Source organism: Thiomicrorhabdus heinhorstiae (assembly GCF_013391765.2).
Lineage (GTDB): Bacteria > Pseudomonadota > Gammaproteobacteria > Thiomicrospirales > Thiomicrospiraceae > Thiomicrorhabdus > Thiomicrorhabdus heinhorstiae.
Genome location: NZ_JACBGI020000004.1, coordinates 142996 through 157904, shown reverse-complemented (window position 1 = coordinate 157904; position 14909 = coordinate 142996). Strand labels below are relative to the sequence as shown.

Genomic DNA, 14909 nt, shown 5'->3' with positions numbered 1-14909 from the left:
TTTTAGTACAGATGATTTCTTTTAAGCAAAAAAATCGAGTATTTTTTTACCGCAATCGGATGCTGTAACTTAGCGGGATTTTAAAGGCTGTTGCAATGTTTGGGTTTTATTAGCAGAGCGAAGTTTCCACTTCTTGTCTATGTAGGAAATTTACTGAAAAACCCTGCAAAAAATAGGATTTCCTAAGTTAAACTTAATTGTGGGGAATTAAAATTTCTTATAGCTTGTCCTTTAGTACAGTATCGTTATTTATAAAAGCAAATCATAATAAAAGAAATTCAGGGGAGGGAGACATCCGATTACGGGTGCGCTGAGTTATGAAAGCGGGTTTAACAGAAAAATTAATCTGGTTGAAAGGGAAGAAGGTAGCGGTTTTCGACCCTGACGAAAGCAGAGTGGCGGTTTTAAAACGTTGCTTTGACCATTATGGCGTGGATATGTTGTGGATCGACAACTATCAGGCAGTTTCCGCATTGCTGGAAGCCAGACGTTACAGCACCCATCGAATCTTTTTAACGGTTTTCCTTTATGCCGGTTGGGTTGAAGCTTTCAACGAGACCTGGAGTGTCATGACCCAAAAAAATCCTCATCTGTTGCAGACTCCTCTACTACTGGTCGGTACAGACGAAGAAAAACACGCTTTGTCCGAAAGCATCGACTTGAGCATGTTTAAAGAAATCCTTCCCGAGCCTGTTACGCCAAGAGCTCTCATGCGCACCCTGATGCGTTCTTCTCCATGGGAAGTCGCGGCAGGTGATATTCCCATGGCAACTCTGCAGAGAGGCAGCTCTCATCGCTTGAAGTCTTAATCTTTCAGTCTTGACGTAATCTCGAATCTTTCCGGAAACCGCTTTTCTGTTTTCAAATGTCTTCAATCTTGATTGCACGTAATCTTAGCAGGACGGTTTCGTGGGACAATTTCTTTGAATAAAGAACGATTCACATAAACTTGCCTGTTTGATTCGTGAAAGCGGTTCATTTAACGTTAAACTCTTAATTAACGTCTTAAAGAGAGTTTTGTCATGAAATCCCAACCCGAGTGCTTTTCCTGTCTTTACGGCCAGGCATTGAAAACCAGTCGATTATTGAATTTGCCGGATGAGCAGTGCAAAGCGGTGCTGGATCGGGCGGCGCAGATTTTGCAGGCGCATACACTGGATTCGACCGCGCCGCAGATCGCTAAGGAAATCTATCAGGCGATCAGTGATGTCACCGGAATTGACGATCCGGTGGAAGAAGCCAAGCAGATTGCGATCAGGCAAGTACAAATGATCGACACTTCGCAAATTACCTCATTGGACGATGCGCTCAAATTAAGTGTGATTGGCAATGTCATCGACTTTGGTGCGCCGAACCAATTCAATCTTCAAGCGACGGTCGAGTCGCATTTTAAAGAACCCTTTGCCCGCAATGATATCGAAAAGCTGGAAGCTGATTTGCAGTCCGCTTCTTCACTGGTATTGATTGGGGATAATGTCGGCGAACACATTTTCGACCTGCATCTGTTAAAAGTGATCAAGCAGCAATACCCGCATTTGAAGCTGTCATTTTTTGTGCGCGGCAAACCGGTGATTAACGATGTAACGCTCAAAGAAGCCGAAATTTTTACCGGCACGGCGGAAGTAATCGACAGCGGCGTCGCCACGCCCGGCTATGACCTCAGTGAAGTCAATCAACGCTCTTTTGAAATCTTTAAAGAAGCCGATATTGTGCTTGCCAAAGGTATGGGCAATTTTGAAAGCCTCTTCCAGCAAACCCCGCGCGACGTTTATTACCTGTTTATCGTCAAATGCCAAGTCATCGCCAACGCCATTAATCAATCGGTCAAAGATATGATTCTGTGGAAGGAAGAAATTGATTAGGCGAAGTGTTGTGCTGTCTGTCAGTATTGAGTCGATGAAAGTATTTACTTAGATGCAATCACCGTTTGAGCAAGCCGTTAACAAAGCTAAAAACAACAGGGTAACCGTCAATATAGGTATGTAAAGTATTACATAAATTGCTTTTGCCCTGACACTGCGAAACTCAAAATTCGCAAGGCTGAAAGTGCCAAGGGCAATTCCAGCTAATAGAGCAAAGAAAGGGAGAGGGTCAAGCGAATTAAACCAGTAGGTACTCTGAGCGCTCAAAATAACAAGTATGGCTGGTAATGGAAAAACGCCAATCAATAAGAATATTTTTAAGTGATTTTTCATGGCTCAAAATAATTTTAGAGAGCGTTCAAAATTCTGTGTCAGTCTAGGGTGCTAAATATCCAGCACCCCATCTAATCTGCCTTCAAAGTGTATCGCCAGTTGCGACAGGGCGAGGTTCCAATTCTGGACAGGCATCGTCCATTTCTTGGACGCATTGAGTATGCCAGCATACAACAGCTTCAACAAGCTATTTTCATTTGGGAATCCGCCTTTGGTTTTGGTTAGTTTACGGAACTGGCGATGCACCGCTTCAATCGCATTGGTCGTGTAAATGACCTTACGGATGTAGTCTGGATAGTTAAAGTAGACGCTTAAATTTTCCCATTTACGCTGCCAAGCGTTAATCACAAGCGGATATTGCTTGCCCCATTTAGCATCCAATGCCTCTAGAGCTGTCTCAGCGGCTTGCTTAGTCTGAGCCTGGTAAACAGGTTTTAAATCGTTCATGAATTCTTTCTGATTTTTGGACGCCACATACTTCATTGAATTGCGAATTTGATGCACCACACACAGCTGCACTTCCGTATCAGGGTAAATACTGGCGATGGCTTCAGGAAAACCTGTCAGGCCATCGACACTGGCTATCAGAATGTCTTTGACACCACGGTTATGTAAGTCGGTGAGTACAGAAAGCCAGTAGTTTGCGCCTTCACTTTCTGACAGGTACAGGCCGAGCAGTTCTTTTTTGCCTTCAATATTCAATCCAAGAATCGTATAAACCGCTTTGCTGACATAGCGGCCATTATCTTTGATTTTGTAGTGAATGGCATCGAGCCAAATAAACGGATAGACCGCATCTAATGAACGAGATTGCCATTCTTTCAGATCAGGAATAAGCTGGTCGGTGACAGCGGTAATCGTGGCTTCAGAGACCTCAATGCCGTAGAGTTCTTCAATGTGAAAACGAATGTCTCGATAACTGGTTCCGAGTGCAAAGAGACCAAGGATCTTCTGGTCAATCTCAGGGGTGAGCTTGGTCTGATGCTTTTTGACCAGTTGAGGTTCAAAACTGCCATCACGGTCACGGGGCGTATCAAGCTCGAACTGACCGACACTGCTTTTGACGGTCTTTTTGGAAGAACCGTTCTTGCGGTTGGGCGAATTATCGTTTTCGAGATGCTGTTCCAGTTCTGCTTTGAGAGCGGCTTCAGTGAGTTGTTTAATGAGCGGTGTCAAAACACCATCTTTGCCTGTGAGCCCTTGACCCGCTTGTAATTGCTCAAGGGCTTTATTGAAATCAAAATCGTTTTTGCTCATGTGTCATTCCTTTACGGTAATCATAAATTAATGACACAGAATTCTGAACACTACCAATTCGTTCGGGATTTGTTGACCACTTCAATTTAATGAAAATCCGTGAGGTTTAATGATATGATCAATCCCACTTAAAAGACTCTTGTTCAAATTTCATCTTACATTCAATCGCTAAATTTAAAGCGTGTTCATTGTAACTACCAATTTTCATTCGCTTTAAAGTTCTCAGTTCATTTGTGGAGAAACTATCGTAGCTATTAATATATTGATTCGGCTCCATGTTAAATGCCTTAACAGGCTTATCAATACAAGCATCAAGCATATTTAGAATAGTGAAACCGCCAACATCAATATCACCCCAATGCTGAACGGTATTTGGCCGGCATGCTTCAATAATCATTTTGTATAAACGCTTGAAGGCTGGACTAGGAATTCCCGATGTGAACAGCACCACCTCATCGGTATCTTTTGATGGAACATATTTTTCAAAAGTAGCTTGGTTTTCAATAGTAGTAACAGTTCCAATCTCTAATAAGCTTTCTACTTTTTCCACATAGGATGCCCAGACACCAATACCACCGTCAAAACCCGCATTCAATTCCTTATCGTTCGACTTTAGAGAGATCTCTCCTGACAAATAGACCGGATGATTTAGTTGAACAACCCCATAACTTGTCAATAGTTCTTCAGCAGAGAGGTTTTCACAATTCTCGACGCTCAATTGTTTGATTGCATCGGAAACCTTGCCCTTGATGTCATATAAACGTTTGGAGTGACTTAGATAGATGGCTGAAAAATGGCGGTAATCTATATTGTTGTCATCTTCCCTGTTTAAGATGACAATAGCAGCTCTTACGATCTCTATCAGTTTTTCTGTGTCACCTACATAACACCCTAGAAAACTATTCTTCTTTTTCCATTTATCCTGAGCAAACTCTTTCAATCTTAAAATATAAGGCTGAAAGTTTTCAGCGAATGAAGTTTCAAATACTTCTAATGAATCCTGTATTTGGACGGCTAAAGGGGTGTGATTCAGTAGCTTTATAGCTTTATCGTAGTCATTTAATGATATAGATTTTATACCAGCAGAACCTTTGTATCTGACGACATTAATCAAGCCTGACTTTTCATATTCAGAAACAATTCTTTCAAAACCTAATTCCAAAGATGGACTATTACAACTTCCATATTCTGACAGTATCTTTTCGCTGGTTGATAAGCTCCCTCTGACACCTTTTTCCTGCTTATCAACCAAGGCTTGCAGTGCGATTTGAAATAGTTCATTAGGCTGTTTCATTTAATTTCTCAAGCTCGAAGTTGACCAGACTATCCATCAGTTCTCTGTTGGCTAGTGGGTTTTGTTTAACAAGATTTTTTGCCTTCTCTTTTCCTGTATCAACATCAACATCTATAACGTCATCATCCTTTGTAAGGTAGATGATTGTATTGATGCCAGCATCTCTAAAGCTGCCTTCTTTTTCATCTGGAGCTGCATAAATGGTCTGCAATCCAACATCTCCCATAAATCCTATAGCAGATTGCAAATTATTGAAATCCAGGTCCTTAAACGCTTCATCAAATAAAGCCAATGCCGCTCCATCTGAATGACTATCACAGCGCCATGCAGAGGAAAGTGCCGCAGATAAAGCAATGTACAAAGGAGATTGTTTTTCTCCGCCAGAACCAGAACTAAGTTTATCGCTCAAGTTATCTTGCTCGCCGGAAGAAAGATTTGTCAGAACAAACTCATAAGTGAAATAAGTGCGGTAATCACTACCATCACCGGTTTCAATAATAGCTTCAATCGTTTCCATGACATCATCTGGGATATGATCAAACAGATCATCAGTAGCTTCTAAATCTTCTTTGGAGGACTTTCTAATATAGCTAACTAGATTTTTATATGCTGAATCGGCCCTGTACTTTAATTCATAGCGATGGTTATGCAGTATCTTGTTCTTTAACATACTGTTTATCATCGATATCTGCTCTCGCATCTCTTGGAATTTTCCTTGGAGATTAGCCACGATATCTCTTCTGAATATCAGTTTTATTTCATTATTTACGTTGCTAGCAGATTTTTGGTAACCGGCTAAATTATCAGTCTCGAAAGACTCTTTTTGTTGAACAATTAATGCCCTCAAATCCACTAATTGGTGCTTATCATTGAGCTCAAACCCCCACAAAATTGGATAATAATCTCCATCCTGTTCAGCTTGAGCTAAAAGAGAGTTAAAATCACCTTGGAATCTGACAAATTCTTCAGCTGATTTAGTGTGTAGCTTTTGGGCTTTATTAGCCACGTCTTGGTAGGTACTATCTTCAAGCTCTCCTTGAATGTCATCATTCAATGCAGCATCAAAGAAAAAATCTTCAGCTATTTCGCTTTGTTTTTCGGAAAGCTTTTCAAGATCTGATTGAAGTTCTTCAAGTTCTTTACTCTTGGTTTCAATCAAACCCTCAAGACGACCTATCTTCGCTGGCAACTGTTCTATTTGTTCATCAAAAGGTATTTTCTGCTGCTTTAGTAAATCTCTTTTTGACTTAAGTCCATTAACATAATTTAGATCTATGCCATCTATAAGAATAGTGTTAGCATCAATTTCAGCTTGAATCGACTGAGTTTTTGACTGCAACTCTGAAAAAGAGAGCGGCATCTCACTATCTGCTGCATTCTCTAATAGGGTTATCGTCGTCTCAATATTTGCAGCACTTTCTAGTATTTTCCCATGGTGTTTGAATTGTTCATCAGCTAATTTAGCCAACCTTTTCCACTCAACCATATTGGCTTCAGAGTCTTGTGTAAACTTCCGCTCTGTTCGTAACTCTAATCCCGTTACAAACAAATCGTTTGACAGCATTCCGTCTTGAGTAATAGCAAATCGTTCAGTTCTTAACTGAGTTTCGCTTTCTACTCTTTTATAACGCTGTAACTTGTACTGCAAGAATTTGAGTGCCAAGACATTATCCGATTCTACAAACTCTGCAGCAGTACCATTCAGTTCACCTAGCTTTAAAGAAGCTGTTCTGGATGACTTGACGATTTTTACGCCACTGCTGGCCAAGTTTTCTCTGAGTGCTTGGCGATACACCTTGAAAGCATTTTCTTCATCTTCTAAGGAAACAATGAGTGCTTCACTATCCCCGCCAATCAATGCTTCAATAGCCGGTTGCCATTCAGGGTTTGTTATTTGTGCCAAATGACAGACTGGTGTAGCCTTAACCCCCTCTTTTTCTAGTAGATGGATCAGTGTTCTAGTTTTTGGTTTGATTGGGCTTAAAGGAGATGCAGTCGTAATTAATTCTTGGTAATCGTCGAACGATTTTTTATGCTTGCTTCTTTTTGGATAAGAATCACTTTTTATCTCTTCCAGTCGAACTTTAATTCTACTGACATAATTGAGAAGTCCTGCTATATGAGAGTCTGCATTAACCCGCTTATCTAAATCAGATAAAGCGGCCTGTATGCCTGCGGCAGATGATTTTGTCTTGGCTAAATCTAAAATATCGTAATCAAAAGTCTTTACCGTCCTTAAAATCTTGACCAAATCCTTTTCAGCCTGCTCGAATGTTTGCTTTTCTCTCTCATGGAGTTCGTTCTTCGCCTCTAAGTCTTTGACTTTCTGTTCCGCATCATCTTTACCAATATCGATATTCAATTGCTGAATATTAGCACCAAGCCTTCTTGATTCGAATTTTGCGTGTTCCAGTTCATCTGACTTACTTTTACTTTCTGCTGTTTTTTCGCTGATTTCACTTTCAAGTGAGCTTTCTTGTTCTGTCAATTCATCATTAAGCTTTTCAAAAGAAATCCAATGATAAGAAACCGATTTTGAGCAAAGTCTTATCACTTTATTTGCGTCTGTTGCTTGGCGCTCTAGTTTGACTATTTGCTGAGTAATACTTTCAATCTCAGCCTCAAGCTGCGCATAGTGTTTCTTCTGCGATTGTATTTGCGTGGTATCCAAATCACTTGGGTTTAAAATGAAGTTACGAACAAAACTGGATACATTACCAAGAGATTTGAGCTCAACCGATTTCTTCAAGACAGTTTCTAAACGGTTATGATCAATTTTATTACCTAGACTGGATGGGCTTAAAGCCCTTGCAACCATCTCCACAAATTCACCAGACCGCCTAGCGGACTCAAGGCTAACGATCCCTTCGGCATTATTTTTGTATATTTCAAGACGGGCAAACACGTCCTTTGGCGCGTATGTTCTATAGCTATCACCGTCTGTGTACTCCATAAAATCGTTCTTTGAAACCGATTTGGATGCTTTCATAATGCACAATAGTTGAAATGAAACGTTTTTCTCAGCGGCTCTCGCCTCAATACCGACGATAATGTTTGTAAAACCTCGTTCAGGATGTTCAAAACTTAAGGCAATATAACTGTAGGTATCATCTCTTTTTCGATACTTTCTATAATCCTCTGCATCATTTGGAACAGGACGGTGAACCCCTTGGCAATAAGCTTTAATTGAGCGATCCTCGCCTTTATTTTTTACAGAAGTTTGGGAGTTAAGATTTATCTTCTTCTGATTTCCGCCAAACAGTACGATTTGAATTGCATCAAGTAAACTACTTTTCCCGGCACCATTTTCTCCAACAAATGCAACGCTACCCACAACAGGAATATCAATTGGTTCATAGAGAGACCAGTTCACCAAGGTTATATTTTTAAGCTTCATCTGAGTCTCCCGCTTCTTTTTTTAGATTAGCAATTTGTTCCAATACACCTTGAGCAAACTCTTCATTGGCAATATCTTGAATTGAAGGCATGATAAAGATGTTGGGAAGGTTTGTTTCAACCTCTCTTTCCTTATCCAACTTAATAATCCTTTTATCCGCCAAAGGCTTCAGCATTGATTCAAAAGTCGAATAATTTGTGTCAAGTTCATCTCCTCCGGTTTGGTCCTTATAAACCTCTATAAGCTGACTACCTGTTATTAATACGATTCCATCATCTGAGTTTCCGGAAACTCTTTCTCGATGATAGATAATCCGTAAAACCAATAAGATATTGGTTTGTTCGCGGGGTATCTGAAAATACCTTCTTTTATCGGGCAGGTAACCAACATAACTGTATTCATTATTCACGACCAATTGAAAACCAAATAATGAAAATATATTTTCAAACATTGCTGAGTGAGCAGCGATCAAGTCGAAAACTTTTCTGTCTGTAGCATTTCCTGAACGAAATGCAAATTGATACTTCAAGAGGTGTGAGTTGGCATCAGCGATATCGTTAAAATCAATACCCTGGTTTTCTATAATCGTGTTGACTTCTCTGAACATTTTATTGAACCCTTGTTATCTTAAATGGACGACAATGACAAACATCATGTTCAGTCAGTTCATCAGATAAAATTTCGAATTGATATCGGCTTAAAGTGTTTTTGTAGAGCGACCTTCTTTTAGTAGAAGGGTGGCAAAGCCTTCTTAAAGATGAAAAACAAATATAATGATAATAGTCATCAATAATGACATCTTCAGAATAGAATAGTCTTCCTTCCTGGTCTTCAAACAAGCCTTCTAAGTATTCCTGAACTTTGTCATCATTCATTCGATACAGCTTTCGAAACTCTCGCTTTAACTGGGACCGAATCTTTTCACGTTTTGACAGAGGTTTTCTTGTGCCATCCTTTAACTGGATAGGTGGCTTCTTCCTTTTTGGAAGGTTAAAGTTATCTTCAAAAAAAGCAGTCTCAAGAGAATGAATTCCTGCTTTGAAGTCAAGGTCTCTATCGATGTTTTTTAATTCTTTAAGAGCCGTTTCAAATGCGCTAATTCCCTTGCCATATCGCCTTTGATAGCGGATTGAGTCATTCACTCGCTTAACAAGTTTTCCATGATTTCGGTCTACTCGATTCTTCAAGCTCTCTACACTGCTGAAAATCCTTCTGATTGTTTGTAAATCAGAAAAATATTGGGCTATTTGTTTGTCTGAAGCGCCACTTTCACGGTATTTCTCTAAAATTTCGTCTCGATGATTTGAATATTCCAGTTCATCTATCATCTTTAAAATTTCAGTCTTGTAACGGTATGGATGGTTGTTGCCATTGATTGAATTGAGTGCTTGAAAAGATGGCGTTTCAACAAACTCATTAAAGAAAAGGCTGGCTTTCAGGCTTAGCTCAGCCACTTGACCTATTTTTTCATACAGCTCTAACATTTCAGCACTTAAGGTATTCATTAACCTGCTAACACTGCGAGCTTGAATTACAGCTCCTTTTAGATTGCTTTGAACATCTTCTGCACTATTTCGTTTTTTTTCGGTCAAGTTAATAAGAATAGAGCGTAGAACAGAGACATGGCTACCCAGCTGATCCGACATCTCAAATCTAGATTGAGACAACATCTCTACAAGATTTCCAATTCTTGGTGACATGTAAACGCCAACTTTCAATCCATTCTTATCTGTTTTAAGCCAGCCACAATCCTTCAAGTATTTAAAAATTCGTGATGCTTCAATCTTGGCGGTATCTACAGTAATAAGGTTAACGTTTGAATCTTCCTCTGTGATTTCTACCCCGTTATCCAACACTCTGTCTTCTATGGCTTGACGGATTTCAGCTGAATCTACCATTGAATCTACAGAATCAGCTTCATCTGAATAAAACCCTTCATGTAAATCAGATATAAGATGCCAGTAGAACTCCCTGTTCTTACTAGCTAGGGGTTTGAAGATGTCGTCTGGATAAAACTCAAAAAGATTAAATTTCATAACCACAATTATACTTGCAATAAATTACATGGTTGCATTCTATTACAAGGTTGTAATATTTTGCAACCATAATAAAGTTCACATAGAATACCCCCAATAGATATAGAGCATAATATTATGAAAAAATACGTAAAGTACATTCTTTTAAAATCCTACTGGGAATACGAAGTTTCAAGAAAAGACCTGACTACTCTTTTCGGAGTTAATGAGAAACAAGCCTCAAACTACCTTGCTGAAGTAAGAAAGACATATCCAGATGCAATTGTGTATGACGCTTCGCTGAAAAGATATATTCCAGGTGTCAACATTGAAAAGGCATTACCGAGTAAGGATTTTCAAGAATACCTGAACGTCACCGAGAACAAGGGCTTTGAAACTTATAACATTCTTCCGAGTAAACCTGTTATCCCGGTGTTGTTATATCGTTTGATCTATAAGGCAATAAACAATAAGTTTTCAATTAGTTTTAAGTACCACTCTTTAAACAGTTCTTCAACCAAAGAAAGAAAGGTTTATCCTCACTCATTAATCAATTCAGGATACCGTTGGCACATCCGCGGCTGGGAAGAGGAATCGCAGAAATTTAAGGATTACACGCTCTCTAGAATGGAGCTTGAAGGAATTACGCTAGTTGAGAAAAAGGATGATCGCTCAAATATAGAAAATGACACTGCATGGAATAATGAAATCGGAATATTCTTAATTCCCAACCCTTCTTTAAGCCCTGAAAAAAGAAAAATCATAGCCTTAGATTTCAATATGAGAGATGGAATATTAAGCGTATTCTGTAAAGAAGCATTAATGCTTTATACGCTTAATTCTTATTTAGTCACCGATTTTAGTGAGAAACCAACAACAAACCAGTTATTAGCCATAGGAAATCTAAGCTTTATTTCCAAGTTTTTGCCTTCAAATCAATCAAAGTGAAATATTTAGATAAGTTCATTTGTAACTTCAATTCAAACAAAAGCTTATTATGAATTTAAATTGACTAATCCTAACTTGCCCGTTTCAACTAATGTAACTTTTAATAAAAAGTAACCATTGAAAATCACATCTAACTAATTGATTATTATCATTTGTTAAAAAAAATAGTTGACACAAACGGATGCTGGTAATGTTTATCTGCAACCACTGTCCGTATGTCAAAGCCATCCACAAACGTCTGGTTGAAGATACTCGTATGCTTCGAGACGAATTCGGCATCAATTCCATTGCGATTATGTCCAATGACCCGAACGAATACGCAGAAGACTCTTTCGAAAATATGCAAAAGATTGCCGAGCAGTGGGACTTTCCTTTCCCTTATGTCATCGACGAGACGCAGGAAATTGCCAAAGCTTACGGCGCCGTTTGTACGCCGGACTTCTTCGGCTATAACAAAGACTTGAAATTACAGTATCGCGGACGACTCGACGAATCGCGTAAAGAAACCGCTCAGGAAGGCGTGCGCCGCGACTTGCTGGAGGCGATGAAACAGGTCGCCCTGACCGGCCGGGGGCCTTTAGAACAGGTCCCGTCCATGGGCTGCTCTATCAAATGGAAAGAAGCTTAACCCTCTCATAAACAAAAAACCACGCTGTAATTCAATTACAGCGTGGTTTCCCTGAGCACCCATTTTGCCTGAATGACTACCAGACAAAATTAACTGTTGTCGTAGTATCTTTGATAACAGTTACATTATTAATCACGGTAAATTGCATATCTTCACCGGCCGCCGTCACATCATCAACATCGCTGCGACAAGTAAATGCCAAGGTGTAATCACCGGCCGGCAAGTAGCCGAAGTCATACTCAAAGTCGCCGGTACTATCACTGCGTTTAACCAAAGCGGTTTCCACCGGGTCAGTTGCGGCACCGCTGATATCGCTTGCTGTCGCGGCCGCACCGCTAAATAAATAAGCACTGTTGTAGGTGGTCGAATTGCCGTCCGAGCAGGTCGTTGCGCGAACATATTCATTATCAACTACCCCAACAATTCTACCGACGCTGTCCATCGAAAAAATATTCAAATCCGGCTTAAGCACATAAGTATCCGTACCGGCTTCTTGAACAGATTTACGCAGATCGAAATCGATCATAAAAGTACTGGTCGTATTTTTCTTGACGACAAAATTACCTTTCAGCGTCAAGCCGCCTTCCGATCCACTTGGAATGGTCAAAGGATAATCGGTACCGTCTTTAAAAACAATCGAAGTCTTGGTTCCGGCACCGGTATCGACAAGCAAACGAATTTCCTTATAGGTACCGACTGGCAGGGTGTAGTTACTTAAGAGTGAGACGAAGTTAATCCCCTGCAAGGTCAAAATATCCAATTCCGCCGGTGAGGTGAAAGTAACCTTTTCCCAAGTACCGTCCGACAACTTCAACTGGACTCCGGAAACCTGCACCCAGATATTAGCCGCATCATCAACCGGAGCATCCGACACCAAGAGAGTCATTTGCCCTGTATCGCCTCCGGTACTATCAATCGTACTTAAATCACACCCTTGCAATGCGAACGTCCCAAACAGCGTCGCAAACAATGCCTTTTTAGCCTGAAGTTTCATAATCCTCTCTCTATTTTTATAGTAAACCTCTGCGAACATCTTAATCTATTTACCGTGAAATAGAAACATCCCATATTTTTGGCAAATAGTTGTTTAAACCACTGTTTTAGCACGATTTCACCACTTCCGTTTTTAAGCGATTTCAGCTAAATTGATCACATCCACCCCCTTCGACTTTTTGATCGGCTATTCCCTTCAAAAGTCCAGCCACATCCCGAGGATTCAACATGGCAAACCTTAATCTAATATCCATTTCCCTGCCTGAAGACTTCACCTATCAACAACTGGCCGAACGGATCAAAACCCCGCTAAAGAAAGGAATAGAAGCAACCTATTACGCGGAATATGACGATCACGGAGAGCAACGCTGGCTGTTCTTTACCCAATTTGATGTACTGACCTTTATCAATTGGCCTCGGGAACAAATACTGGCAACCTTGCAAATCCTGGGTCTAAAAGCCAGTGAACCCTTCGAACAGCATTACCTGCATCAGGACTGGGCTTTGGCATGCGATCCCGAATTGCAGGAAGGTTTTACCGTCGATAATCAACAAATCACCCTGTCCGATCTCAGCCTTTGGCCTTTAATGATCGTTGCACTGGTTATCTCGCAAAGTGTCGGACTGGAAAAATTCGAAACCGAAGTTGATCGCTTTTACGCTAAAGGGCGTTACATGCTGGAGCATTCGGGGCGTTTAAGCTGGATGAAACGACATGAATTCTCAAGCTACGCTAAAGAACTCAGCCTGTTACACCACGACATGGTATTGGACCTGATGCTATTGGATAAACCAAACGCGCTTTGGGATAACGAATCCTACGAAAAGCTCTATAACACCCTGGCAAAATCACTGGAACTTCAAGAACGCTTCGAAATTGTCAGCTATAAACTCAATTCCCTGAAAGATGACATGACCATGATGCTTGACCTCTATCAGCATAAACACAGCTCTTTCCTCGAATGGATTATTATCCTGCTGATCTTTATCGAAATTCTGATGGGATTGGCTGACAGCTTCTCTTCCCACTAGAAGCATGGAAAAGAGAACAAAATTACTTTTTCAATAAAGCGACAATCGAAAACAACGTCTGTTTCAACAGCATCGGCGCGAAGCGAAACGCTTCAAACTCTTCCATCGGCCGGGACAAAATACTGAATACGGCTTTAAACTCCGGCAGTTCCGAAGGATGTGTTCCCAAACTGCCGCACACCGCAACGGTCGGAATGGAATATTTTGCACCCAGCTGCGCCATCTGCATCGGCAACTTGCCGAAACGAGTCTGCTCATCCAGACGCCCTTCGCCGGTAATCAACCAATCTATCGGTTGAGCAGCAAAGGTTTTCTCCAGTCCCAAAGCGCTGTTTAACACTTCAAACCCCGGCTCGATATGCGCACCCAAAAGACCGATAAACCCGGCAGCCATTCCGCCAGCAGCACCGGCACCCGGCAAGTCTTTCACCTGACGACCGGTTTTTTCCTCTATTCTCTGCGCCCAATTTTCCAAGCCGCTTTCCAGCGCATTGAAATTCAAATCACTGACGCCCTTTTGTGGTCCGAAAACGCTGGTCGCGCCGGTTTTTCCCAGCAATGGGTTGGTCACATCACTGGCGATCAGCCATTCCACATCCAGCAAACGTTGCGGAATTTCGCCAATGGAAACGATCTTCTTCAACGCCTGCCCACCAAGACCGATCTCTTTACCGCTATCGTCAAAAAACGAAACCCCCAAAGCTTGCAAAGCTCCCATCCCACCGTCATTGGTTGCCGAGCCGCCCAAACCGAGGATAATTTTTTTCGCCCCCAAGTTTAAAGCGGCATCGACCAACTGTCCGGTTCCGTAAGTGTGCGCCTGCAACGGATTCCGTTCGTCAGGCTGCAACTTCGGCAAACCGGAAGCCTGCGCCATCTCAATAATCGCCGTTTCGGTCTGCGCCTGCCAGGCAAAGGTTGCTTTGGTTTTTCGTCCGATCGGATCGGAAACCCATAAACTTTCCTTCTCCGCCAAACCGGCAAACAGAAACGATTCCACAAACCCTTCTCCGCCATCGGACAAGGGCAAGGTAATTACCGTGGAGCCGGGATCGCATTGCGCAATAACCGACTTGGCGATTTCACAAAACTGCACCGCAGACAAGGAACCTTTAAAGCTGTCCGGTGCAACCACATAGGTAGTCATATA

Annotated in this window: 12 protein-coding genes; 5 read left to right on the top strand and 7 right to left on the bottom strand. The window is 41.2% G+C overall.

Annotated features, from left to right (window positions below):
* Positions 1-317: 317 nt before the first annotated feature.
* Positions 318-809 carry a hypothetical protein gene (locus H8792_RS04390; protein WP_185977719.1) on the top strand — a complete coding sequence of 164 codons (492 nt, stop codon included), beginning with the start codon at positions 318-320 and terminating at the stop codon, positions 807-809.
* A 213-nt stretch (positions 810-1022) separates the two neighbouring features.
* Positions 1023-1862, top strand: a complete 840-nt coding sequence (locus H8792_RS04385) for a damage-control phosphatase ARMT1 family protein (RefSeq protein ID WP_185977718.1) — start codon at positions 1023-1025, stop codon at positions 1860-1862.
* A gap of 384 nt (positions 1863-2246) precedes the next feature.
* Here H8792_RS04385 and H8792_RS04380 read toward each other — a convergent pair whose 3' ends face one another.
* The 5 genes from H8792_RS04380 to H8792_RS04360 all read right to left on the bottom strand — a co-directional run bounded on the left by H8792_RS04380 (position 2247) and on the right by H8792_RS04360 (position 10179).
* Positions 2247-3452 carry an IS256 family transposase gene (locus H8792_RS04380; RefSeq protein WP_185977717.1) on the bottom strand — a complete coding sequence of 402 codons (1206 nt, stop codon included), beginning with the start codon at positions 3450-3452 and terminating at the stop codon, positions 2247-2249.
* 118 nt (positions 3453-3570) lie between these two features.
* Positions 3571-4746, bottom strand: a complete 1176-nt coding sequence (locus tag H8792_RS04375; RefSeq protein WP_185977716.1) for a Wadjet anti-phage system protein JetD domain-containing protein — start codon at positions 4744-4746, stop codon at positions 3571-3573.
* On the bottom strand, positions 4733-8143 hold the full coding sequence (locus H8792_RS04370) for an SbcC/MukB-like Walker B domain-containing protein (RefSeq protein ID WP_185977715.1): 3411 nt from the start codon (positions 8141-8143) through the stop codon (positions 4733-4735). Before H8792_RS04370 ends, H8792_RS04375 begins: the two co-directional genes overlap by 14 nt.
* Positions 8133-8750, bottom strand: coding sequence for a DUF4194 domain-containing protein (locus H8792_RS04365; protein ID WP_185977714.1), 618 nt, complete (start codon positions 8748-8750; stop codon positions 8133-8135). The genes H8792_RS04370 and H8792_RS04365 overlap by 11 nt, the downstream gene beginning before the upstream one ends.
* A 1-nt stretch (position 8751) precedes the next feature.
* Positions 8752-10179, bottom strand: a complete 1428-nt coding sequence (locus tag H8792_RS04360; protein ID WP_185977713.1) for a Wadjet anti-phage system protein JetA family protein — start codon at positions 10177-10179, stop codon at positions 8752-8754.
* Positions 10180-10296: 117 nt separating this feature from the next.
* Here H8792_RS04360 and H8792_RS04355 point away from each other — a divergent pair, with 117 nt between their 5' ends.
* Positions 10297-11106 (top strand): WYL domain-containing protein, encoded by an 810-nt coding sequence (locus H8792_RS04355; protein ID WP_185977712.1) that lies wholly within the window; start codon positions 10297-10299, stop codon positions 11104-11106.
* 181 nt (positions 11107-11287) lie between these two features.
* Positions 11288-11734 (top strand): thioredoxin family protein, encoded by a 447-nt coding sequence (locus tag H8792_RS04350; RefSeq protein WP_185977711.1) that lies wholly within the window; start codon positions 11288-11290, stop codon positions 11732-11734.
* 76 nt (positions 11735-11810) lie between these two features.
* On the opposite strand, the gene H8792_RS04345 is transcribed toward H8792_RS04350, so the two are convergent.
* Positions 11811-12728: a DUF4382 domain-containing protein gene (locus H8792_RS04345; RefSeq protein ID WP_185977710.1), complete on the bottom strand. Its 918-nt coding sequence runs from the start codon at positions 12726-12728 to the stop codon at positions 11811-11813.
* 227 nt (positions 12729-12955) lie between these two features.
* Between H8792_RS04345 and H8792_RS04340 the strand changes: the two genes are divergently transcribed.
* Positions 12956-13759: an RMD1 family protein gene (locus tag H8792_RS04340; protein ID WP_185977709.1), complete on the top strand. Its 804-nt coding sequence runs from the start codon at positions 12956-12958 to the stop codon at positions 13757-13759.
* A gap of 22 nt (positions 13760-13781) precedes the next feature.
* On the opposite strand, the gene H8792_RS04335 is transcribed toward H8792_RS04340, so the two are convergent.
* Positions 13782-14906, bottom strand: coding sequence for a glycerate kinase (locus H8792_RS04335; protein ID WP_185977708.1), 1125 nt, complete (start codon positions 14904-14906; stop codon positions 13782-13784).
* Positions 14907-14909: the final 3 nt, after the last annotated feature.